We start from the raw sequence: 20,905 nt of genomic DNA, 5'->3' as shown, positions 1-20,905 counted from the left end.
TCCATGCCAGGGTTCTGGTACCCCTGGGCGCGGCGCGTACGCACGATCCGGCCATCCTGGGGGGCTGGGCCCGAGGAAGCAACCTCGTCCCGTACGGCGGGCCGGCCCCTACCCCGCGGGAGGCGGGGCGGGCAGGTGCACGTCCAGGACGCAGATGTCGTCGCGGTGCTGCCTGCGGCCCGCGGCCAGGGTCCGCGCGAGGGTCTCGTCCCGCCCCTCCCGTACGAGGCGGGCCGCCGTCGCCGCGAGCGCGGTGAGGCCTTCCTCGATGTCCGCTCCGGGGTCTTCGACGAGGCCGTCGGTGTAGAGGAGCAGGTGGTCCCCCGGCAGCAGGTCGATCACCTCCTGCCCGTACGCCACGTCGGCGGTGGCGCCGAGGAGGGGGCCGTCGGGCTGCTGGAGGAAGCGGGCTTCGCCGTCCCGGACCAGCAGCGGGGGGAGGTGGCCCGCCCGTACCCAGGTCAGCCGGTGTCCGGCGGGCCGGTAGCGTGCCATCACCATGGTCGCGGTGGCCGCCGAGGACGGTTCGGCGGCGGTGTGGAGCAGGAGCGCGTTGAGACGGCCCAGGACGTCGGGGAGCGCCGAGCCGGTGACGGCCATGCCCTTGGCGGTGAAGCGGAGCTGGGCCATCGTGCCGACGGCGGCCAGCCCGTGGCCGGCGACGTCCCCGACGACGAAGAGGGCGCAGCCGTCGGGGAGGGAGATGGCGCTGTACCAGTCGCCGCCGACGTTCACTCCGGCGTCGGCGGGCTGGTACGCGACGTCGACGCGCAGGCCGACGAGTTCCAGGGACTGCTCGGGGATGGGCAGCAGCGTCTCCTGGAGCCTGGCGGCGAGGGAGCGTTCGGCCCGGAGCATGCCGCGCTGGACGAGGTTCGCGCGTTCGCTCTCGCGCAGGGCGATCTCGGTGTCGCGCTGCGTGGTGACGTCCTGGACGAAGCCGTGCACCTCGACCGGGGTGCCGTCCGTGTCGGTCCTGGCCTCGCCGACGACCCTCAGGTGCCGCACCCCGTTCACGGTGGTGACGCGGAAGGACTGGTCTATGGCCGTGCCGCCCGCGAGCAGCCGCTGGACGGCCTGGCCCAGCCCCGGCAGGTCGTCCGGGAGCACGTGGGAGGGGAGTTCCTCAAGGGTCATGGGGCCCAGGGCGGGGTCGCGGCCGAAGACGGTGTAGACCTGATCGGACCAGGTGACGGTGTCGGTGGTGAGGTTCCAGCCGACCCACCCGAGGTTCCCCAGGCGTTGCAGGTCGGCGAGCCGGCGTGCCTCCAGGTCGCTGGTGTCGCGGTGGATCCAGGAGACCACCAGCCGGTCCCCCAGCCGGGAGGCGCGGACGGAGTAGACGGACTGGCGGGGGATGCCCGAGGCGACCTCCTCGTAGGTGAAGGGGGGTCCTTCGTAGGTGGTGCCCGTCGACAGGGTGTCGAGGTAGCCGTCCCACAGGGGCGTGCCGGCGACCGTGGGGTAGGTCTCCAGGACGCTGCGCCCGACCAGTTCCTTGCCCCGCCGGCCCGCCACGTCGACCGACTCCCCGGCCGCCGCGTCGATCCGGAAGTCCTCCACCGCTCCGTCCGCCGCGCGCACGGGGGTGAGGAGGACGGCGGGCCCGGGCAGCACGTCGAAGATCTGCTGGACCACCTCAACCTCCTCCCCCGGCGGCACGGCGGCCCCGGGGGTGCGTGGCGGGCCCAGCGCCGCGCCGCACAGCCGGACGACCCGGCTCAGCAGGCTCCGTGTCCCGTTCTCGAAGGGTCCCGGCTCGCCGCGGAAGAACCCCACGGCGGTCGTGACGGGCTCTGCGGGTACCGGGATCCAGGCGCGCGACGGCCACCTTTCCGGCCGGTCCCCGATGAGCAGGTAGCCGTCCGCCGTCTGCTCGGAGGCGTCCACCCACACGGCCTGTTCCCGTGTCAGGGCCTCCAGGGCCGCGAAATTGCCGACGGGCGGGATGCGGCTCCACTGCTCGGCGGTGGCCCCGTCGATCCCCGCGTGCCCGGTCAGTTCCAGGTTCCCGGCGGCCGCCCGGGTGTAGATCATGACGGCGTCCACCCCCGCGGGGCCGGCCAGCGCCGTCCGCAGCGCCTCCGCGACCTCGCCCGGGCCGCTGGTGGTGGCCAGGGTCCGCGCCAGCCCGGCCAGGAGGGTCCGCCGGCCGGGGCCGGCCGCGCCGGCCTGCGCGTACCTGCCGCTGCGGAAGACCGCGCTCCCCGGCGCCCGCCCCGGCTCGGGCACGGCCCGGGGCCGGCCGGTGGCGCCCAGGGTGAGCCAGCACTCCTCCATCAGGGTGCACCGACGGCTCTCGGCGCGGCGCCGCAACAGCCCGTACGCCTCTTCCGCGCTCAGCCCCTCCTGCGCCATGAGCACGCCCTTGGCCCGCTCCAGGACCGCCGACATCGCCGCTCCCGCCTCAAGGTCCTCGACCTCGGCGCGCAGCCTGGCCACCACCTTGGCCAGGGCCAGCGTCTGCGGAGCGGTGCCCTCGGCCGGGGGCACGACCTCGTCCTCCATAGGTCGAGGATGCCACTCCCCGGCGTTCGGGGGGACGCCGCCACGGACAGCGGTCCCCGGACCGGCCGGAACCGTTCCGTCATGGGGCTCGGAGCGCTCGCCGGGCTCGGAGCGCTCGCCGGGCTCAGAGCGCTCGCCGGGCTCAGAGCGCGCGCAGGTGGCGCAGCTCGGTGAGGACGATCGTGTCGTACGGGTCGTCCCGGGCCTCGCCATCGGCCCGGTAACCGGCCCGTTCGTAGAAGCGGCGGCCCCGCTCGTTGCCCGCGAGGACCCACAGGGCCGACGTCGTGAAGCCCTCGGCGCGCATCCGGGCGTGGGCCTCGTCGAGGAGCCGGCGGCCGATGCCGGTGCCGATCAGTTCCGGGGACACGTACAGGGCGTAGACCTCGCCCACCGCCTCGGCGGCGGGCGGCTCGCCCCGCCAGGGGCCGTAGGCGATCCACCCCACCGGGCCGCTTCCGCCGAGGGCCACCAGGTCCCGGGACGTGCGCTCCGGCCGGGAGAACCACCGCCTTCGCTGTTCGGCGTCCTCCTCCACCGTCATCGCGTCCAGGTACTCCCGGGGGACGAGCCCGGCGTACGCCGCCTGCCACCCCCGGACCCGGATCGCCGAGACGGCCTCGATGTCGGCCCCGTCCATCTCCCGCACCGTGATCGTCATCGCGACACCCTATCTAGGCCGCCTCTGCCGCCGCACGGGCCGGCCTCGGTGTGGGGGCGCCGGTGCGCTCGCGGCGGAAGGCGATGTCGGCCATCCGGCGCTCCGGGCCCCGGCGGCGCAGGAGCAGGTGGCCGATGAAGGCCGCCGGGCCGAAGAAGACCTGGGCGGGGATCACCGCCGGGGCGTGGCCGGTGACCGCGCCGACGATGTGCAGGGTGGCCACCGGGGCCACCGCGCCGAAGAGCACGACCAGCGCGATCCCGGTGCGCAGCCCCGCCTTCCCGTACGCCTTGTACGCGGTGGTGGTGAAGAGCGCGTAGGCCAGCAGGTCGCCCATGCCGACCACCGCACCGAGGTCGTCGCCGATGCGCAGCCCGGCCGCGGGGGCGAACGGATAGCCCTGGACGGCCTCGGACAGCTCTTCGGTCAGGGGCACGACCCAGGCGAAGAACGCGTCGTAGACGGTGAGCGCGAGCAGGAACCACGCGACGTTCCTCAGCCGCATGCCGCCCTGCACGTTGAGGTTGGTGGCGGAGACGACGACCAGGCCGACGACGCAGCTGTTGGCGATCCAGTACGGTGCGGCGAGCTCACCGAAGGCCAGGTGGGCGACGAACACGCAGGCGATCAACAGGGCGATCAGCGCCCAGCGCAGCCGTCCGTTGCCGATGACGGGCTGGTAGCCGACGGACAGCCCGCCCGCGAAGACGAGGGCGAGGACGACCGGGAGGACCACGCCGGGCAGCGCGAGGTAGACGTACGGCAGTGCCAGGACGAAGCCCATGATCACGAAGATGTCGCGGCCGTTGAAGACGCCGACCGGCGGCCTCGCCGCGCGTACGGTACGGAAGTAGTGGACCGCTCCGGCGCACACCGCGAGCGCCAGGGCGCAGGTGACCGCGAGCTGGAAGAAGACCGTCATGCGGGGCTCCGGGTGAAAGTGTGCTCCAACAGGTCGCAGCGGAGGGGGAAGCGCAGCGCGGCCTCCTCGTCGCTGAGCGGCAGGACCGTGACGTCCGCCTCGATGCCCTGGGCCCGCAGCCGCTCGGTCACTTCGGCGGCGGTGACCTCCTTGGCGGCGACCTCCACGTGGAGCCGGCCGTCGGCCCCGACGGCTGCCCGGTGGCGCAGCGGGAACGGCAGCCCGGGGGTACCGTCCAGCGCCTCCACGATCTCGCGCGGGGTCACGACGGCGTCGCGGGTGCGGTGCAGCTGGCCGGCCTTGCCGAGGATGTAGGAGACCGCGGGCACCAGCGCCAGTTCGCAGTCCGGTTCCTCCTCCAGGGTGCGGACCACGTCACCGGTGTTGTACCGCAGGACGGGCATGCACTCCCGGTAGGGGTAGTACGGCGTGACCGTCAGCTCGCCGAGCCGGCCGGGTGCGGCGGGCTCGCCCGTCTCCAGGTCGAGCACCTCCGTGTACCCCATGTTGGGGTCGATGTGCAGATGGCGCCGGCTACAGGTACGGCCGCCGACGGGCAGCAGCTCGGTCATGCCGAAGGCGTCGCCGACGACCTCGGCCCCGAACGTCTCGCGCAAGGCGTCCATCAGGTTGCGCGAGAGCATCTCCCCGCCGCCGTAGATCGCCCGCAGCCCGAAGTCGTCGGGTCCGTAGCCGCTTCGGCGTGCGGCGGTCACCAGCTGGCCCAGGTAGCTGGGGGCGCCGGTGAGGATGGTGGGCCGGGTGCCGTTGCGGCCGAGCAGGTGCTCGATGGACTCGTCCGGCGGGATCTGCCCCACGACGTGGCACGACGCGTTGGCGAGCCGGCACACCGCGACGTCCTCCTGTACGGCGGCCGTCGCCCTGGAGCTGAGGTTGATCTGCATCCGGTCGCCGGGGCCGAGTTCGCCGCGCAGGACGAGGGACAGCGCGATCAGCGCGGGCCAGAGTTCCATCTCGTAGCGGGAGAGCCAGATCTGGACGGGACGGCCGGTCGTGCCGGTCGTCTGCGTCGCCAGGTACGGGGCGCTGCACAGGAAGTCGGCGGGGCGTTCGATCAGGTCGGCCTTGCGCGTGACCGGGATGCGGGTGAGCGTCTCGGTGGTCAGTCCCGCGAGGTCCACCCCGGCGAGCCGCTCGCGGTAGAAGGGCGAGCGCCCGGCGAGTTTGCGCACGGTCCGCCGCAGCGCGCGGTTCTGCAGCTCCCGGCGCTCGTCCGGGTCGGTGAACGGCCCGTCGGCCAGCTCGTCGACGTCGTCGCCCAGCGAGCCGAACTCCTCGAGCGTGGCCAGGGCGTCGGCGACCAGCCGCTCCACGGTCCGTGCGCTCAGCCTTCGGCCGAACACCATGGACAGCGCCACCCGTACCTGCCGGACACCGGTCTCCAGCACTCATGCCTCCCTCAGGCGTGGCGAGGGGGTGGGGGCGGAAGCCGCCCCCACCCCCTCTTCTCGGCTCTACGTCAGCTGACGGAGCAGTAGGAGAAGAAGACCGACGTCATGGCACCCATGACGTACTTGAACTGCTTGGCGCTCGTCTTGATGGCGCTCATATGAGCCTCCCCTGTTCGCTGTGACCGGACGAAGCCTTGACTTCCGCGGGAGTCCTGGCGTTCCGTCCCTTGACGAGGAACACAGTGGCGCGATCGCCCCTGGCGGGCAATGATCGGGTCCATTCAACGGACCAGCGGGTGACGGGAACCATACCGGCACCCCAACTGACCTGGTTCGAACGGGGAATTGGGGGGCCGTCCGATCGACGGTCCCGGCATGAGAGGGGGACCCTCGTGGCGAGATCCGGCGCCGAGGGACGCGGCGTGCTGGAAGGTGCGTTCGCACTCATGGAAGTGCTCGCGCACGACGACGAGGTGGGGCTGACCCGGCTGGCGAGTGACGCCGCGCTGCCCAAGGCCACCGCCCACCGGCTGCTCGGGCAGCTGGTCGCACTGGGCGCGGTGCAGAGTCACGAGGGCCGCTACCGGCTGGGCCCCCGGACGTTCCGGCTGGGGCAGGCCTGGCATCCGGCGCGCGCGCTGCGCGCCGCCTCGGCCCAGCCGCTGCGGGAACTCGCGGTGGTCGGCGGCGGGGTGAGCCTCAGTCTGTCGGTGCCCGAGGCGGGACACATCATCGTCGTCGGGGGCATGCGGGGCGAGGTGGACGAGGTCTTCCCGCTGCGTTCCGGGGTCGTCCTGCCGCCCGGCAGCGCGGCCGAGCTGGTCCTGGCGGCGGCCGCCCCGGTGGCGGAGCGGCCCGCGGGGTGGACAGGGGCCGGCTGGGCGCGGGAGGTCGCCGGGATCCGGGAGCGGGGGCTCGCGTTCGACTACCGGCAGTGCGTGGACGCGCTGTCGTGCGTGGCGGCTCCGGTGCGGTCGGCGTCCGGCCGGGTGGTGGCGGCCGTGGCGGTGACCGCGCTGGACGAGAAGCTGATCCCGCCACTGTGCGACGCCGTGAGCCGTGCCGCGTCGATGATCAGCGCGCGGCTGGCGCGGCTGCCGGAGCCCGCCCCCAAGCCCCGCAGGACCGGCCCGGCCCTGAACCGGAACGCGGCAGGCGTCACGGCGGCGGCCGACCCCGCCCGCTGAACGGGCGGCCGGTGCCCGGGATCCGCAGTCCGACCCCCGGGCGCCGGCCGGGTGGCCCCGTACCGGTGGCCGGAGGCTTCGTACCGGTCAGCGGACGGACGCGGCCGGAGGTGGAAGCAATCCGTCCGCAACTCTTGACGGCCCTTCAGGGCCCTCACATACTGGCGGCCAAATCGATTTGGCCGCCACCCTCCCGCTCCTGCCGGGAACCGGGTCGCGGCCGAAACCGGAGCGAGCCGAACGGAGCTCGAACGTGTCCAGTCCCCGCACTCTCCCCCATCCCGTGGACCAGTCCCGCCCACTGAGCCGGATCCTCCTCTTCGGCGTCCAGCACGTCCTCGTGATGGCGGCCACCCCCGTATCGGCGATCTTCCTGATGAGCGCGACCCTGCACCTCGGCCCACGGCTCACCGTGAACCTGCTCTCGGCGGCCTTCGTGCTCTCCGGGGTCGGCTCCCTGATCCAGTCGCTCGGACCCTGGAAGTTCGGGCCGCGGCTGCCGTTCGTCATGCTGCCCGGCGGGGCCCCGCTGATCCTCTTCCTGGCCATAGCCGACGAGCACGGCGTGCGCACCGCCACCGGTGCGGTGATCATCAGCGCCGCCTTCTCCTTCCTCGTCCTGCCCGTCTTCTCCCGCCTGCTGAAGTTCTTCCCCACCCTGGTCATCGGCACGATGATCGTCATCGTCGGCGTCAACCTGGTGAAGGTGGGCGCCCTCCTGGTCACGGGGCGCCCCGGTACGCCCGGATTCGCCGACCCCCTGAACCTGGCGCTGGGCCTCGCCACCATCGGCTTCACCGTCGCCCTCTACTGGCTGTTCAGCGGCGTCCTGCGGCAACTCGCCGTGATGCTCGGCCTGATCGCCGGCAGCGTGCTGGCCTTCGCCCTCGGCCGGATCGACTTCGGCGGCATCACCGCCGACGGCATCCTCAGCGCCCCGCAGCCGATGCCCTTCGGCACGCCCGAGTTCCACCTCGTCGCCGCCCTGCCGCTGATGCTGTACACCCTGGCCTCCATGGCGGAGGCCACCGGGCAGACCGTCATCAACGCGGAGACCGTCGGCAAGGAGATCGACGTGCGCACCGACGTGCCGCGGACCGTCCGCGGGGACGCCCTCGTATCCGTCCTCGCCGGGTTCCTCGGACTGCCGCTGATGGTGACCAGCGGCGAGAACATCGGGATCGTACGGGTCACCGGCGTGCGCAGCCGTTACGTCACCGCGGCCGCCGGGGTCGTGCTCATCGCCGTCGGCTTCCTCGCCCCCGTGATCCGCGCCATCAGCGTCATCCCGTCCGCCGTCGTCGGCGGCACCGCCATGGTGGTCTTCGCGGTCATCACGGTGCTCGGCGTCCAGATGCTCGGCCGGGCCGAACTCGACCGCCACACCCACGCGTTCGTGTGCGCGGTGGCGATCGCCCTGGGCCTGCTGCCGATCCTCGTCCCCGGCGTCTACGCCGGCCTGCCGTCCGGTGCCCGGATCCTGCTCGAAAGCGGCGTGGCCGTCGGGGCGTTCACCGCCGCCGTCCTCAACGTCCTCTTCCACCACGTACGGCCCCGGCTGGGCGGCGGCCGCGCCCCACGGGCGGCCGTCAGCCCCGGCGACGCGGGCGTCGCCCGCCCCCTGCCCCATGCGTGACCCGTACCCGAAGGACGAGATGACCCACCCGATGAGAGACGACACCGCCCCGGACGGGCCCCTGCGCCCCGACCGGCTGTCCGATGGCGTACGGCTTCTGGCCCCCGACGTCGTGATGACCCCCGAAGGACCGATGGAACGGTACGCGGCCGTCGTCGCCGGCGGCGCCTTCCGGGCCGTCGGGCCGGCCGCCCGGCTGGAGCGCGAACACCCCGGGCTCACCCCCGTCCGGCTGCCCGGGCACGTACTGATGCCGGGGTTCGTCGACGCCCACCACCACCTGACGCAGAGCTTCGGCGCGGCCCTCGCCTTCGGCGAGCCCTCCGAGATCTTCCGCCGCGTGTGGGTTCCCCTGGAGGGGGCCCTGGACGAGGAGTCCGCCTACGTCGCGGCGAAGCTGTCGGCGCTGGAGTCCCTGCGGGGCGGTTTCACCACCGTCGCCGACGCCGGTACCCGGGCCCCGGTGGACACGGGCGTCGTGGCCGCGGCGGCCGGCGACGCCGGCATCCGCTGCGTGCTCGGCCTCGTGTGCAACGACGCCGACGAGGGCGCGGGGGCCCCGGGGAAGGGCGGGCCGGCCGTGCTGGCCGCCGCCGAGGCGCACCTCGCCCGGTACGAGGGCGCGGAGCTGATCCACCCGTCCCTGGCGGTGTCCGTTCCGGAGGCCGCCACCGCCGGGACCCTCGGGGCCACGGCGCGGCTCGCCGCCGAAGCGGGCGCGGTCGTCCAGATCCACGTCAACGAGCACCTCGCCGCCGTGGAACGCTCACTGGTCCGGCACGGCGTGCGCCCCCTGGAGTACCTTCGCGAAGTCGGCGCCCTCGGGCCGCAGTTGCTGGCCGCCCACGCCACCCTGGTCACCCCGGCCGAGCTGACCCTGCTGGCCGACGCGGGCGCCGCGGTGAGCTACAACCCCGTGGCCAGCGCCTGGAAGGGTAACGCCGTGGCCCCCGCCACCACCATGGCCGAACGCGGGATCCGCTTCGGGCTGGGCACGGACGGCACCCGCGGCGACGCGTTCCGTCTCGCGGACGCCGCCGAGTTCGCCCAGCGCCTCGCCTACGGCCTGGCCACCGGTGACTCCTCCTGCGGCGCGGGCTGGTCCTGGCTGGAACGCGGGGGTCCGGGCGGCGCGGACGCCGTCGGGCTGGGGGCGCTCACCGGCCGGATCGCCGCCGGGGCGGCCGCCGACTTCCTGCTCGTCGACGTCAGCGGGCCGGAGATGCGGCCGTCCTGGGACCTTCCCTGGGAACTGGTCCGGCGCGGCAACCGCGACCAGATCACCGCCGTGTTCGTGGCCGGCCGGCTGCGGATGTGGCGGGGCCGGCCCGTCGGCTGGGACGACCACGCGCTCGTCCAGCGGGCGGCCGAACTGGCCGAGGAGGTGGTCGCGCGGGCCCCGGTGACCCGGGCGCACCCCACCTCCACGCAGGCGCGGGCCAGGAGCGCCGCCCGGTGAGCGCCGTGGCGGTGGCGGTCCTCGCCCTGGTCGTGGCGGCGGCCGCGTTCGTCCAGGGCACCAGCGGCCTCGGGTTCGCGCTGGTCGTGGCGCCGGTGGCCGGTCTGCTCGACCCCGCGCTGCTCCCGGTGTTCGTCCTCGCGTCGATGATCCCGCTCAACGCCTACGTGGTCTGGCGCGAGCGGCACGCGCTGGACCTGCGGGGGGCGGGCTGGATCTCGGCGGCGCGGCTCGCGGCGACCCCCGGCGGGCTCCTGCTGCTGTGGGCTGTGCCCGGGGAGCGGCTCGGCCTGGTCGTCGGCGCGGCGACGGTGGTGGCGGCGGCGGTGAGCCTGGCGGCACCGGCGTTCGTCCCGGGCCGGGCCGCCTACCTGGGGGCGGGGGTGGTCACGGGGCTCACCGAGACCGCGACCGGGGTGGGCGGGCCGCCGCTGGCCCTCGTCTACCAGCACCGGCCGCCCGCGGAGCTGCGGTCCACGGTCGCCCTGTGCTTCCTGGTCGGCGAGGTCGTCTCCCTCGCCCTGCTCCTCGCGACCGGTCAGGGCACCCCGGCCCAACTGGGCTGGGCCGCGGCCCTGTTGCCCGCGCTGGCCGTGGGGGCGTGGCTGAGCCGGCTGGCGCACCGGCGGATCGACGCCGGGCGGATGCGGCCGCTGGTCCTGGCCTTCGCGCTGGTCTCGGGCGTGGTGCTCATCCTGGCGCCGTGACGCGCAGCGACGAGGCCCGCGCGATGACGCGGGGCTCGGGCGCGGGCGCCGCCGGGGGTGCTCCCGTGGCGGCGCCCTCCGGGCGCAGGCGGGAGAGGAGCAGTTCGACGGCGTCGGCGGCCGCCCGGTCGAGGTGGAGGTCGACCGCCGTGAGCGGGGGTTCGCAGGTCCGGGCGCGCGGCCCGTCGTAGCGGGTCACGACCATCACGTCCTCGGGCACGCGCCGGCCGCCGTCCCGGACGGCGCGGACGGCGCCCACCGCGAAGACGTCGACGAGCGCGCAGACGGCGTCGGTCTCCGGATGGGCGGCCAGCAGGGCGGCGCAGGCGTCGTAGCCGGCCTGCTCGCCGCCCTCTTCCGGGGCGGTGACGACGAGGGGGCTCCAGCCGCCCTCGGCGGCGGCGCGTTCGTACGCGGCGCGGGCGTCGACGGAGGAGTGGCGCGTGCCGGAGCCGATGAGGAGCGCCGGCCGGCGGGCCCCCTGCGCGCGCAGGTGGTCCAGCAGCAGTGCGGTGACGTGGCCGCCGCGCAGGTCCACGTACGGGGCGTCGGTCAGCGGGGCCACTTCGCGGCCGAGCGCCACGTACGGGAGCCCGCGCTCGCGCAGTTGCGCGACGGCCGGATCGTCCTCCCCGGGCTCGACCACGATGGCGCCGTCGATGTCGAGGGAGTGCAGCGGTGATCCGGACTGCACGGGCGGGACCAGGACCAGTGCGTAGCCGCGCGCCATCGCGCGCTCGGCCGCGGCGGCGGCGATCTCCATGTAGAAGCCGAGCCGGGAGGGCCCGGCGGCCACCGCGAAGGGCATCGAGGAGGCCAGCGCGATGGCCTTGGCCTGTCCGTTGCGCAGCCGCTGCGCGCGCAGGTTGGGCCGGTATCCGAGTTCGGCCGCGGTCTGCTTGATGCGTGCGCGGGTCCTCGGGTCGACCTTGCCCAGCCCGTTCAGGGCGTGGGAGACGGTGGTCGGCGACACCGAGGCGGCCCGGGCGACGTCGGCGATCGTCGGCGGCCGCTTGCGCGGGCCGCCGACGGAACCCGAGGGGGGAGCCGAGGGGGAACCGGAGGAAGAGGCGGAGGGGGAACCGGAACCGGAACTGGGCATCTGCGGAAACGCTCCTCGCTGACTCGGCCGGCACGGTCCCCTCATCTTCGCCGACCGGCCCCCCGTCCTCCAGCCCGGCCCCCCGCGCCGCTCAGGTCCGGTACCCGATCAGTTGCGGTAGCGGTAGACGATCCGGCCGCGGGTCAGGTCGTAGACGCTCAGTTCCACGAGCACGCGGTCCTCCGGAAGGATCTTGATGTAGTTCTTCCGGATCTTCCCGCTGATGTGCGCGAGCGCCTGGTGCCCGTTCTGGAGCTGCACCTTGAACGTCGCGTTGCGCAGGCATTCGACGACGGTTCCCTCGACTTCGATGCCCTTGGCTGTTTTCGGCAATGTATTCCGTCTCTCTCTTCTCACGGTCGCGTGTGATGGGGTGTGGTGGGGTGTGTTCAGTGGCGGACCAGTTCCAGGTAGCCGCCGCTCCGTTCGGCGCCCGCCCCCTCGAACAGGGCGGTGCCGGCCGTGTTGGACTCGTCCACCTCGGCCCAGGCCGAGGTGATGCCGTCGCGGTGCAGCGAGCCCAGCGCGTGGGCCAGCAGGGCCCGCCCGATGCCGCGGCGCCGGTGGCCGGTGCGCACGGCGACGAGCCCGATGCGGGCCCGGCTGCGGACCGGTGCCACCCGGACCAGCCCCGCGTAATCGCCGTCCGCCACCGCCACGGTGTACCGGGCCGGGTCCAGCGGCAGCGAGCCGAGGGGGCCCGGTACCACCTCCGCCGGCATGGTCCGCCAGCCGGCGGCGGCCTCGACCTCCTCGCGGATCGCGCGGTCCAGCGCGCGCAGCCGGCCGGGATCCGCCTCGGTGCCGGGCAGGACCACGACCCCGGCGGGCACTGCGACGGAGGCGGGGGCGGTGGGGACGACGTACTCCCGCTCGCCGCGTCCGAGGGTGAAGCCCAGCCGTTCCCAACGGGCCCTGAGGCCGGGGTCGGCCGCGCCGACGAGGGTGTGGAGCGGGGCGGGCAGGTCCGCCAGCATGGCGGTGGCGAGCTGGTCGAAGACCTGGTCCCGCCACACGTCGACGCTGATGAAGATCCGCCCGTCGGGCCGGTGCGAGATGTCGCCGTGGCCGACGGTCCGGCCGTCCGACACCGCCCGCCACTCGGTTTCCGCGGTGCGGTCGATGATGACGTGATGCATGGTGGTCGCCCTTCAGGAGTGCTCGGAGGCGCTCCCGACGACACCTGGGTCAGTCGCACACCGTGTGAGAGAGGGGGAGCACCCACTTCGATACAACGTTCACGGGTCCCACCTCCTCAGGCTCTGTCACGGCGTTCCGCACACTACCCGGTGCGGCGCCGTCCGCCCAACCGGTTTTCGCGGGCGGTGCGAGCCCGCGCCGAGGCGTTTGCGGAAAAAGTTTTCCACCGGCGTCTATCGAACGGTCATCCGCTGGGCATGCTGCGTGTACTCGCTCCCGCCCCGGCCCGACGCCTCCGCCGGCGTCCCGCCCCGGCGGGCCTTCCGTTCTGAGCCCCCGGGAGGTAACACGCCATGCAGTCGTCCCCCACCGCTCCCCCGGCCCCCACCCGCCGCCGTCTCCTCGCCGGACTCGGCCTGGCCGCCGCCGCCCCGCTCACCCTCGGCGCCGCCGCCCCCCGCCCCGACCGGCCCTCCCGGCCGCCCGTCCAGGGGGGCGGGACGGTCCTGCTCCGCAACGCCTCCCTGGTGCTCACCATGGACCCCGCGCTCGGCGCCGGCCCCCTCGGCGCCGTCGAGGACGCGGACGTGCTGATGCGCGGCGGCGCCATCGCCGCCGTCGGCCCGGCGCTGGCGGCGCCGCCCGGAGCCTGGGTGGTGGAGGCCTCGGGCAAGCTGGTCATGCCGGGGTTCGTCGACACCCACAACCACCTGTGGCAGGCCATGATCCGCGGCGGCTGTACCGACCGGGACTTATTCGGCTGGTTCCAGGCGTGTACCGACCCCCAGCGCGGCCTGCTGACCCCCGGGGCCCTCCACAGCTTCGTCCGGCTCGCGGCCCTCGACGCCGTGCAGTCGGGGGTGACGACGCTGGTGGACTGGGTGGACATCTTCTCGTACGACCTCGTCGAGAGCTACGTGCGGGCCCTGGCCGGGACGGGGCTGCGGTTCACGTACGCCATGTTCCCGCCGGCGCCCGACGGGGCGCTGGCCGCGAAGGTCAAGCGGGAGCTGGTCGACCCGGTACCGCTCGGCTCCTTCCAGATCGCCACCCATGCGGCCCGGGCCGCCGAATCCCTCAACCGCGCCCACTGGGAGACCGCGCAGGGGCTGGGGGTCATGCTCAACTCCCATGTCCTGGAACGCCCCGAGCAGCGCGCCGACGACCCCGTCGGCGTGCTGGCCGACATCGGCGCGCTCGGGCCCCGGCTCCTGATGAACCATGCCGTCCACCTGACGGACGCGGAGATCGCGGCCGTCGCCGCACACGACGTGCGCCTGGCCCACTGCCCGCTGAGCAACATGCGGCTGGCGTCCGGCATCATGCGCCTGTCCGACCTCGGACGCCGTGGCGTCAAGGTCGGGCTGGGCCTGGACGGCGGGACCAACGACACCTCCGACTTCCACACCCTCATGAAGACGGCGATCGGCCTCCAGCGCGCCCGCACCACCGAGGCCGGGGTCTTCCCGCAGGTGCCGGACGTCCTGCGGATGGCCACCCTGGGCGGCGCCGAGGTCCTCGGCCTCGCCGACCGGATCGGTTCCCTGACCCCCGGCAAACGGGCCGACGTGCTGGTCATCGACCCGGCCGCGCTGAACTTCGCGCCGCGCTTCGACTGGGTCGGCCAGATCGTCTTCAACGGGCGGCCCGAGAACATCGACGCCGTGTTCGTGGACGGCCGGGCCCTGAAACTCGGCGGCCGGCTCGTCGACGTCGACACGGCCCGCGTGGTCCGCGAGGCCGAGGCGGCGGCCACCCGCCTGCGCGCGGCCGGTTAGGGCGTCCGTCGCGGAGCGGGAACCGCACCGGCCGCCGCACGGGCCGGCCACCGCACGGGCCGGCCGCCGCTCAGGCCGGGTAGACGACCGATCCCAGCGGCGGGCAGGGGCCGAGCACCCGGCCGGCTCCGGGGCGTTCGACGAAGGCCCGCGCCGCCGCGTCCCGTTCGCGCCGGGCGTCCAGTTCGTCGGCGTGCCAGGCGTCGCGCCGGGCACGGCCGTAGTCCCACCCGCCGTCGATGAGGTCGAGGCTGGTGTTGCCGGAGCTGCGCTGGAACTCCGCCTTCAGCGCGGACTGCTGGAGCGCCGTCTGCACGGCGGCCAGCTCGATCCGGGTGGCCAGGACGCCGGGGCTGTCCGGCTCGCGGGTCGGCAGGGGGGCCGCGGGGAGCGACGACACCCCGGTGTCGGAGCGGCCTATGTTGTCCACCGTCGCGTCCTGGGCCTCCCGCACCATGACGTGCATCTCCCGGTGGAGCCAGTAGAGCTCGTCGAGATCGGCCGCGGTGACGCGCATCCGCTCGTACACGAAGCGCAGGCGCGGGTCGTGGTGCAGGGGGCGCAGGGGGCCGGCGTGGAAGGCCACGCAGTCGTTGTAGCCGAACGTCACCGCGGCGTCCAGGTGGTAGAGGGTCCGCTCGGCCTCCCCCCGCGTGAGGGCCATTCCGGCGAGGCTCGCGTGGCCGGCGGCGGCGAGCCACGCGGCGTCGGGGCCGAGGGCGGTGGCGCGCGCGACGAGGTCGTGGAGTCCGGCGGCGACGTCGACGGGCTGCGGGGCGCCGAGGAAGGCGTGGGCGAGGGAGGAGAACGCGTCCCGCGCCCGGTTGGCACCGGTGGCCTCCTGGGTCAGGTGCGTCACCAGCAGTTCGTGCAGACGGGGGATCAGTGAGTGGACGGTGTCGGCCATGGATCTCCTCGGAGCTCGACGGTGAAGCGCCGACGGGGAGTTGAGTCCGCGCCGGGCTCCCGGCCCGGCGGAACCGGGCCTCGTCGCAGACCTTACGGGAGGCGGCGCGGGGCCTTTTCACGGGTGAGGGGGGATACGCGGGAGCCATACCGCTCCACCCACCCCAGACGAACTCCGGCTCCCGGGCCGACAGTTCGCGCAGGACCGGGCCGAGGGCCTTGAGGGCGTCCGCGACCGCGCCGGCGCAGTGCACGGCGAGCTGGTCGACCAGGGCCTGTTTCGAAAGTGATCAGGACAGTTGCCGGACGGCTCACAGTCCTCGGATGGCTTCGTCCAGATCAGAGCCGTAAGAGGCCCAGCAGATGACCGAGCCGTCGTCGTCGAGCTGGCCCATGAACCAGTCGTCGTCAGCTCTCACGAGGCACAGGTCGTGGAAGGAGAGGATGACGGCGGGCTGGAGAAGGACGTAGTCGGCGAGGCCGTGAACCTCGACGACGACGAGTCGTTCGAGGGATAGCAGGGCCGCTTCGGGATCCCCTGATGCCGAGCGCACCCGCTCGATCGTCCACCCGTCGGGGAGGCCTGTGTTCACTGCCGCATAATCGCACCGGATGGCGTCTCACAGCCACTCGTTTATGTCGGCTACCAGCACGGTTGCTTCGTAGCGAACGGCCAGCCTGTCATACGGGGTGGCGACCGCGCGGTGGCGCTTGAGGCGGTTCATAGGCGCGCTGCCGTTCGGCGCGGGCCGGGATCGACCGCCCGTCGGCCACCGGTGCGCCGGGCGCGGGGCGCGGGGCGGCGGTGGGCGACAGGACACGCTCCGGCGCCTGAGGTATCCCTTGGACATGGGCCCCCGCCGACGCACCACCGCCGCGCGCCCCTCCCGGCGCGGCGGGCGGCTGCTGCTGGCCGCGCCGCTGGCGCTGATCGCGGCCGTCACGACGGTCGACGTGCTGGCTCCCCCTGAGGTCCATCTGGGGCCGTTCCTGATCGCCGCGCCCGCGGTGACGGCCTCGTTCGCGGGGGCGCGCACGACGGCCTGCGTCGGTGCGCTCGCGGTGCTCGCCCAGTCGGTGGTGGCGCTGGTCCGGACGAGTCTCACGGACCTCAACCACACGTTCCAGATCATCGCGCTGGTGCTGATCTCGGTCATCGCGACCTTCTTCGCCCACCTGCGCGAGCGGGACGAGAACCGGGTGGTGCGGCTGCGCTCCATCGCCCAGGCCGCGCAGAGCGTCGTCCTGCGCCCGCTCCCCGACCGGGCGGGGCCCCTGCACATCGCCTCGGTCTACCTGGCGGCGGAGGAGGAGGCGCAGATGGGGGGCGACCTGTACGCGGCGGCCCGTACGGCGTCCGGCACTCGGCTGCTCATCGGGGACGCCCGGGGCAAGGGGCTCGACGCGATCAGCGAGGCCTCGCTGGTCCTGGGCGCCTTCCGGGTCACCGCGCGCCGCGAGGAGGAGCTGCCGGAACTGGTCGGGCACCTGGAGGCGGGAGTCGGCTCGGCGGAGGAGGCGGGGGGTGCGGCGCGGGCGGGGCCCGGTGCCGGGGAAGGCGCCGAACCCGCGGAGGAGGCCTTCGTGACCGCACTGGTCCTCGACGTCCCCGACGGGGAACCGGTGGTGCGGCTGGTGAACTGCGGCCACCCGCCGCCGATCCTGCTGCGGGCCGGGCGGGTGATCCCCCTGGAGACGGCGGGCGCGAGCCCTCCGCTGGGGCTGGCCGACCTGGTCTCGCCCGAGGTGACGGTGGAGACCTTCCCCTTCGGGGTCGGCGACGTGCTGCTGCTGTACACGGACGGCGTGGTCGAGGCCCGCGACCGCTCGCGCGCCTTCTACCCGCTGAGACAGCGGCTCGCCGCCTGGTCCGGGGACGACCCGCCGGCCCTGCTGGAGCATCTGCGGGCCGATCTGGAGGCGTACGCGGGCGGCCACCTCGGCGATGACGTGGCGCTGGTCGCGGTCGAACGGCTCGCGCCGAAGCCGTAGCCGTGGGAGCGGGCCCGGAAGGGGCGGGGCCCGGCCGGCCCCGCCCCCGTGCGCGTCAGGCGGTGCAGCGGATCATCGTCAGCGGCGGGTTGCCGTCGTGGTCCGCCCAGAACTCCTCGCCGAACTTCTCCACGCCGGCGGCCGAGACCGACAGCGGGACCCACTCGACGCCGGTGAACCCGGCGGCCGCCAGGGCCGACTCGTAGGTCTCCCGCGACGGGACGACCGCCTCGAAGGAGACCGGCGGGTCGAGCAGGGCGGTGAGGCGGATGCCCTTGCCGATCTCGTTGTCCTTGCCGGTGCCCTCGAACAGGAACCCGTACTTCTCGAGCGACGGGCCGTCGAAGTCGTAGGCCGGGTTCTGCACGAACAGGTAGAACCCGCCACCGGGCACGATGCTGCGGCGGATGTTGCGCGTCATGCGCTCGACCTCGGCCACGTCGGCCGCGTAGTTGAACGCCTGCACGGCGACGGCGACGTCGAACGGCTGGTCGAACTCCCGCAGGGTGGCGGTGTCGCCGACCTCGTAGTCGATGCCCAGGGGCTCGGCCGCCTCCAGGCCCTTGGCCGCGTCGACCATGGCGCCGGAGATGTCGAAGCCGAAGACGCGGGACGCACCGCGCCGCTTGAGCTCCCGGCTGTAGAAACCGGTACCGCAGGCGATGTCGAGCACGGACTTGCCCGTGACGTCACCCACCAGGGCGAGGAAGCTCGGCACCTCGCCGTAGCGGATGAGGGGAAGGGTCTTGAATCCCTCGAACGCTTCCCCGATACCGTCGTACAACTGACCACTCATCGTGGTTCCCCCTCGATTTGCGGCGTCGGCTCCCATGACGAGCCGCGGCCCTCGGTGGAGAGTCTCCTGCCCCGGCGGCGGGAGTTCGCACTGGTGGAACGTACGAAGATCACGGGGAGTTCGCCCAGATGACTCCAACGAGCCACGGCGCCGTCGCCGTCTCCCCGCGCCCGATCACCCGGCCGGACTTACGATGTCGCTAGAGCACTCGGGGCAGTCGACGGCCGGTCCCTGGCCGGCGGGAAGAGGGCACCCATGGCTGAGCGGCTCAAGAAGTCGGGCCTGATCGGCGAGCTCTCGGCGGAATTCGCCGGGACCATGATCCTCATCCTCTTCGGTGTCGGCGTGGTGGCCCAGGTGGTCGCCGGCGGCGGCCTCACGAATCCGCCCGGCGGCCTCGGGAACCACGACAGCATCGCCTGGGCCTGGGGCCTCGGCGTCACCCTCGGCGTCTACGTGGCCGCCAGGCTGAGCGGGGCCCACCTGAACCCCGCGGTGACCGTCGCCCTGGCCGCGTTTAAGGGGTTCCCCTGGAAACACGTGGCCCCCTACGCACTGGCCCAGACGGCCGGCGCCTTCGTGGCCGCGCTCATCGTGCGCTGGAACTACTCCGAGGCGCTGGCCAAGGTGGACCCCACCCACACCATCAAGACGCAGGGCGTCTTCTCCACCCTCCCGGCCAACGGCAACCCGAACCTGCCGGTCACCGAGTGGGGCGCGCTGCGCGACCAGATCATCGGCACCGCGATCCTGCTCCTGCTGATCCTCGCGGTGACGGACCTGCTCAACACGCCCCCCGGCGCCAACCTCGGCCCGTTCATCGTGGGCCTGATCGTGGTCGCCATCGGCATGGCCTTCGGCACCGACGCGGGCTACGCCATCAACCCGGCGCGCGACTTCGGGCCCCGGCTGGCCAGCTTCCTCACCGGCTACGGCGGAGCCTGGCGCGACCAGTACGGCCACTTCTACTTCTGGGTCCCGATCGTCGGTCCGCTGATCGGCGCTCTGCTGGGAGCGGGTCTGTACAAGTTCTTCATCGGCCGGTTCCTGCCGACCGCCGAGCCGGAACCGCCCGGACGGGTACCGACACCGGACGAGAGCTGAGCCGATCCGCACAGCGGACCCGAGAGAGGCGGCACCCCATGGCTGACTTCGTCGGCGCAGTGGACCAGGGCACCACCAGCACCCGCTTCATGATCTTCGACCATGCGGGCAACGAGGTGGCCAGGCACCAGCTGGAGCACTCCCAGATCCTGCCCCGTTCGGGGTGGGTCGAGCACGACCCGGTCGAGATCTGGGAGCGCACCAACTCCGTGATCCAGAACGCCCTGCGGCACGGAAACCTTTCCGCGACCGACCTGGCGGCCATCGGCATCACCAACCAGCGGGAGACGACCGTCGTCTGGGATCCGCGCACCGGCCGCCCCTACTACAACGCCATCGTCTGGCAGGACACCCGGACCGACTCCATCGCGGCGGCGCTGGAGCGCTCGGGCCGGGGCGAGGTGATCCGGCGCAAGGCCGGGCTGCCGCCGGCGACCTACTTCTCCGGCGGCAAGATCCAGTGGATCCTGGAGAACGTCGACGGGGTCCGTGAGGCCGCCGAGCAGGGCCACGCCCTCTTCGGCAACACCGACTGCTGGGTCCTGTGGAACCTCACCGGCGGCCCCGACGGCGGCATCCACGCGACCGACGTCACCAACGCCAGCCGCACCATGCTGATGGACCTGGAGACCCTCGACTGGGACGACGAGCTGCTGGGCTTCTTCGGCGTGCCCCGGTCGATGCTGCCGTCCATCAACCCCTCCTCCCACCCCGAGGCGTACGGGCACGCCCGCACCTCCCGGCCGCTGCGCGCCGCCATCCCCATCACCGGGGTGCTGGGCGACCAGCAGGCGGCCACGGTCGGCCAGGTCTGCTACGCGCCGGGCGAGGCCAAGAACACCTACGGCACCGGCAACTTCCTGGTGCTCAACACCGGTACCGAGCTGGTGCGTTCGCAGCACGGCCTGCTGACCACCGTCGCGTACCAGTTCGCGGGGCAGCCGGCGGTCTACGCCCTGGAGGGGTCGATCGCCGTCACCGGCTCCGCGGTGCAGTGGCTGCGCGACCAGCTGAAGATCATCACCGATGCGGCGGAGACCGAGCGCCTGGCCTCGGCGGTCGAGGACAGCGGCGGCATCTACTTCGTGCCCGCCTTCTCCGGCCTGTTCGCCCCGTACTGGCGCTCCGACGCCCGCGGCGCGATCGTCGGCCTGGCCCGCTACCACGACAACGGCCACCTGGCGCGGGCCACCCTGGAGGCCATCTGCTACCAGAGCCGCGACGTGGTGGAGGCCATGGAGCAGGACTCCGGCGTCCACCTCGACGTGCTCAAGGTGGACGGCGGCGTGACCGCCAACGACCTGTGCATGCAGATCCAGGCCGATGTGCTGGGGGTCCCGGTCAGCCGTCCGGTCGTCGCCGAGACGACCGCGCTCGGCGCCGCCTACGCCGCGGGCCTGGCGACCGGCTTCTGGCAGGACACGGACGAACTGCGCACCCACTGGCAGGAGTCGAAGCGGTGGGAGCCGCAGTGGTCCGAGGAGCGGCGCGCCGAGGGGTACGCGGGCTGGAAGAAGGCCGTGGAGCGCACCCTCGACTGGGCCAAGGTGGAGTAGCCGCACCCCTGCCGGCCCGCCCACCTGACCCCACGGCCG

The 20,905-nt window shown here is 73.6% G+C and carries 18 protein-coding genes; 8 read left to right on the top strand and 10 right to left on the bottom strand.

The window, feature by feature from the left end; genetic code table 11:
- Nucleotides 1-108: 108 nt before the first annotated feature.
- From ABT403_RS01285 to ABT403_RS01270, 4 genes are all read right to left on the bottom strand, one after another.
- Nucleotides 109-2,508 (bottom strand): SpoIIE family protein phosphatase, encoded by a 2,400-nt coding sequence (locus ABT403_RS01285; RefSeq protein ID WP_344167364.1) that lies wholly within the window; start codon nt 2,506-2,508, stop codon nt 109-111.
- Nucleotides 2,509-2,650: 142 nt separating this feature from the next.
- Entirely contained in the window at nt 2,651-3,169 is a 519-nt protein-coding gene (locus ABT403_RS01280; RefSeq protein WP_344167367.1) for a GNAT family N-acetyltransferase, read from the bottom strand.
- Nucleotides 3,170-3,182: 13 nt separating this feature from the next.
- On the bottom strand, nt 3,183-4,091 hold the full coding sequence (locus tag ABT403_RS01275; protein WP_344167370.1) for a hypothetical protein: 909 nt from the start codon (nt 4,089-4,091) through the stop codon (nt 3,183-3,185).
- The gene (locus tag ABT403_RS01270; RefSeq protein ID WP_344167373.1) at nt 4,088-5,500 is read right to left on the bottom strand and encodes a phenylacetate--CoA ligase family protein; all 1,413 of its coding nucleotides are present in this window, start codon (nt 5,498-5,500) and stop codon (nt 4,088-4,090) included. Before ABT403_RS01270 ends, ABT403_RS01275 begins: the two co-directional genes overlap by 4 nt.
- A 449-nt stretch (nt 5,501-5,949) precedes the next feature.
- Between ABT403_RS01270 and ABT403_RS01265 the strand changes: the two genes are divergently transcribed.
- The 4 genes from ABT403_RS01265 (at nt 5,950) to ABT403_RS01250 (ending at nt 10,492) form a co-directional block, all read left to right on the top strand.
- Nucleotides 5,950-6,690 carry a helix-turn-helix domain-containing protein gene (locus ABT403_RS01265; protein ID WP_344167376.1) on the top strand — a complete coding sequence of 247 codons (741 nt, stop codon included), beginning with the start codon at nt 5,950-5,952 and terminating at the stop codon, nt 6,688-6,690.
- A gap of 283 nt (nt 6,691-6,973) precedes the next feature.
- Entirely contained in the window at nt 6,974-8,326 is a 1,353-nt protein-coding gene (locus ABT403_RS01260; RefSeq protein ID WP_344167379.1) for a uracil-xanthine permease family protein, read from the top strand.
- Between the two features lie 31 nt (nt 8,327-8,357).
- Nucleotides 8,358-9,785: an amidohydrolase family protein gene (locus ABT403_RS01255; RefSeq protein ID WP_344167382.1), complete on the top strand. Its 1,428-nt coding sequence runs from the start codon at nt 8,358-8,360 to the stop codon at nt 9,783-9,785.
- Nucleotides 9,782-10,492, top strand: coding sequence for a sulfite exporter TauE/SafE family protein (locus tag ABT403_RS01250; protein ID WP_344167385.1), 711 nt, complete (start codon nt 9,782-9,784; stop codon nt 10,490-10,492). The genes ABT403_RS01255 and ABT403_RS01250 overlap by 4 nt, the downstream gene beginning before the upstream one ends.
- Here ABT403_RS01250 and ABT403_RS01245 read toward each other — a convergent pair.
- The 3 genes from ABT403_RS01245 to ABT403_RS01235 form a co-directional block, all read right to left on the bottom strand.
- Nucleotides 10,476-11,594, bottom strand: a complete 1,119-nt coding sequence (locus ABT403_RS01245) for a LacI family DNA-binding transcriptional regulator (RefSeq protein ID WP_344167388.1) — start codon at nt 11,592-11,594, stop codon at nt 10,476-10,478. The genes ABT403_RS01250 and ABT403_RS01245 overlap by 17 nt on opposite strands.
- Nucleotides 11,595-11,702: 108 nt before the next feature.
- On the bottom strand, nt 11,703-11,927 hold the full coding sequence (infA, locus tag ABT403_RS01240; RefSeq protein WP_344167391.1) for a translation initiation factor IF-1: 225 nt from the start codon (nt 11,925-11,927) through the stop codon (nt 11,703-11,705).
- Nucleotides 11,928-11,983: 56 nt separating this feature from the next.
- Complete coding sequence (locus ABT403_RS01235) at nt 11,984-12,733, bottom strand: GNAT family N-acetyltransferase (protein WP_344167394.1); 750 nt, start codon at nt 12,731-12,733, stop codon at nt 11,984-11,986.
- Nucleotides 12,734-13,087: 354 nt separating this feature from the next.
- Between ABT403_RS01235 and ABT403_RS01230 the strand changes: the two genes are divergently transcribed.
- Nucleotides 13,088-14,512, top strand: coding sequence for an amidohydrolase family protein (locus tag ABT403_RS01230; protein ID WP_344167397.1), 1,425 nt, complete (start codon nt 13,088-13,090; stop codon nt 14,510-14,512).
- 70 nt (nt 14,513-14,582) lie between these two features.
- Here ABT403_RS01230 and ABT403_RS01225 read toward each other — a convergent pair whose 3' ends face one another.
- Both ABT403_RS01225 and ABT403_RS01220 read right to left on the bottom strand, forming a co-directional pair.
- Nucleotides 14,583-15,419, bottom strand: a complete 837-nt coding sequence (locus ABT403_RS01225; protein ID WP_344167400.1) for a hypothetical protein — start codon at nt 15,417-15,419, stop codon at nt 14,583-14,585.
- 310 nt (nt 15,420-15,729) lie between these two features.
- Nucleotides 15,730-16,011 (bottom strand): hypothetical protein, encoded by a 282-nt coding sequence (locus ABT403_RS01220; RefSeq protein ID WP_344167403.1) that lies wholly within the window; start codon nt 16,009-16,011, stop codon nt 15,730-15,732.
- A gap of 256 nt (nt 16,012-16,267) precedes the next feature.
- On the opposite strand from ABT403_RS01220, the gene ABT403_RS01215 reads away from it, so the two are divergent.
- Complete coding sequence (locus ABT403_RS01215; RefSeq protein WP_344167406.1) at nt 16,268-17,410, top strand: PP2C family protein-serine/threonine phosphatase; 1,143 nt, start codon at nt 16,268-16,270, stop codon at nt 17,408-17,410.
- A 55-nt stretch (nt 17,411-17,465) separates the two neighbouring features.
- On the opposite strand, the gene ABT403_RS01210 is transcribed toward ABT403_RS01215, so the two are convergent.
- Nucleotides 17,466-18,206, bottom strand: a complete 741-nt coding sequence (locus ABT403_RS01210) for a class I SAM-dependent methyltransferase (RefSeq protein ID WP_344167409.1) — start codon at nt 18,204-18,206, stop codon at nt 17,466-17,468.
- 255 nt (nt 18,207-18,461) lie between these two features.
- Between ABT403_RS01210 and ABT403_RS01205 the strand changes: the two genes are divergently transcribed.
- Nucleotides 18,462-19,310, top strand: coding sequence for an MIP/aquaporin family protein (locus ABT403_RS01205; protein ID WP_344167412.1), 849 nt, complete (start codon nt 18,462-18,464; stop codon nt 19,308-19,310).
- A 38-nt stretch (nt 19,311-19,348) separates the two neighbouring features.
- Complete coding sequence (glpK, locus tag ABT403_RS01200; RefSeq protein ID WP_344167416.1) at nt 19,349-20,866, top strand: glycerol kinase GlpK; 1,518 nt, start codon at nt 19,349-19,351, stop codon at nt 20,864-20,866.
- The last annotated feature ends 39 nt before the right edge of the window (nt 20,867-20,905 follow it).

Source organism: Streptomyces sp. NPDC000075, assembly GCF_040301925.1.
Lineage (GTDB): Bacteria > Actinomycetota > Actinomycetes > Streptomycetales > Streptomycetaceae > Streptomyces > Streptomyces polychromogenes.
Note: the sequence above shows the minus strand (reverse complement) of the source record. Positions and strands in the feature narration are given on the sequence as shown.

Excerpts from the sequence above, each read along its gene's own strand:
- ABT403_RS01285 (WP_344167364.1), bottom strand. The coding sequence starts at position 2,508 with ATGGAGGACGAGGTCGTGCCCCCGGCCGAGGGCACCGCTCCGCAGACG.
- ABT403_RS01280 (WP_344167367.1), bottom strand. The coding sequence starts at position 3,169 with ATGACGATCACGGTGCGGGAGATGGACGGGGCCGACATCGAGGCCGTC.
- ABT403_RS01275 (WP_344167370.1), bottom strand. The coding sequence starts at position 4,091 with ATGACGGTCTTCTTCCAGCTCGCGGTCACCTGCGCCCTGGCGCTCGCG.
- ABT403_RS01265 (WP_344167376.1), top strand. The coding sequence starts at position 5,950 with ATGGAAGTGCTCGCGCACGACGACGAGGTGGGGCTGACCCGGCTGGCG.
- ABT403_RS01255 (WP_344167382.1), top strand. The coding sequence starts at position 8,358 with ATGAGAGACGACACCGCCCCGGACGGGCCCCTGCGCCCCGACCGGCTG.
- ABT403_RS01245 (WP_344167388.1), bottom strand. The coding sequence starts at position 11,594 with ATGCCCAGTTCCGGTTCCGGTTCCCCCTCCGCCTCTTCCTCCGGTTCC.
- ABT403_RS01235 (WP_344167394.1), bottom strand. The coding sequence starts at position 12,733 with ATGCATCACGTCATCATCGACCGCACCGCGGAAACCGAGTGGCGGGCG.
- ABT403_RS01230 (WP_344167397.1), top strand. The coding sequence starts at position 13,088 with ATGCAGTCGTCCCCCACCGCTCCCCCGGCCCCCACCCGCCGCCGTCTC.
- ABT403_RS01225 (WP_344167400.1), bottom strand. The coding sequence starts at position 15,419 with ATGGCCGACACCGTCCACTCACTGATCCCCCGTCTGCACGAACTGCTG.
- ABT403_RS01215 (WP_344167406.1), top strand. The coding sequence starts at position 16,268 with ATGGGCCCCCGCCGACGCACCACCGCCGCGCGCCCCTCCCGGCGCGGC.
- ABT403_RS01210 (WP_344167409.1), bottom strand. The coding sequence starts at position 18,206 with ATGAGTGGTCAGTTGTACGACGGTATCGGGGAAGCGTTCGAGGGATTC.
- ABT403_RS01205 (WP_344167412.1), top strand. The coding sequence starts at position 18,462 with ATGGCTGAGCGGCTCAAGAAGTCGGGCCTGATCGGCGAGCTCTCGGCG.
- glpK (WP_344167416.1), top strand. The coding sequence starts at position 19,349 with ATGGCTGACTTCGTCGGCGCAGTGGACCAGGGCACCACCAGCACCCGC.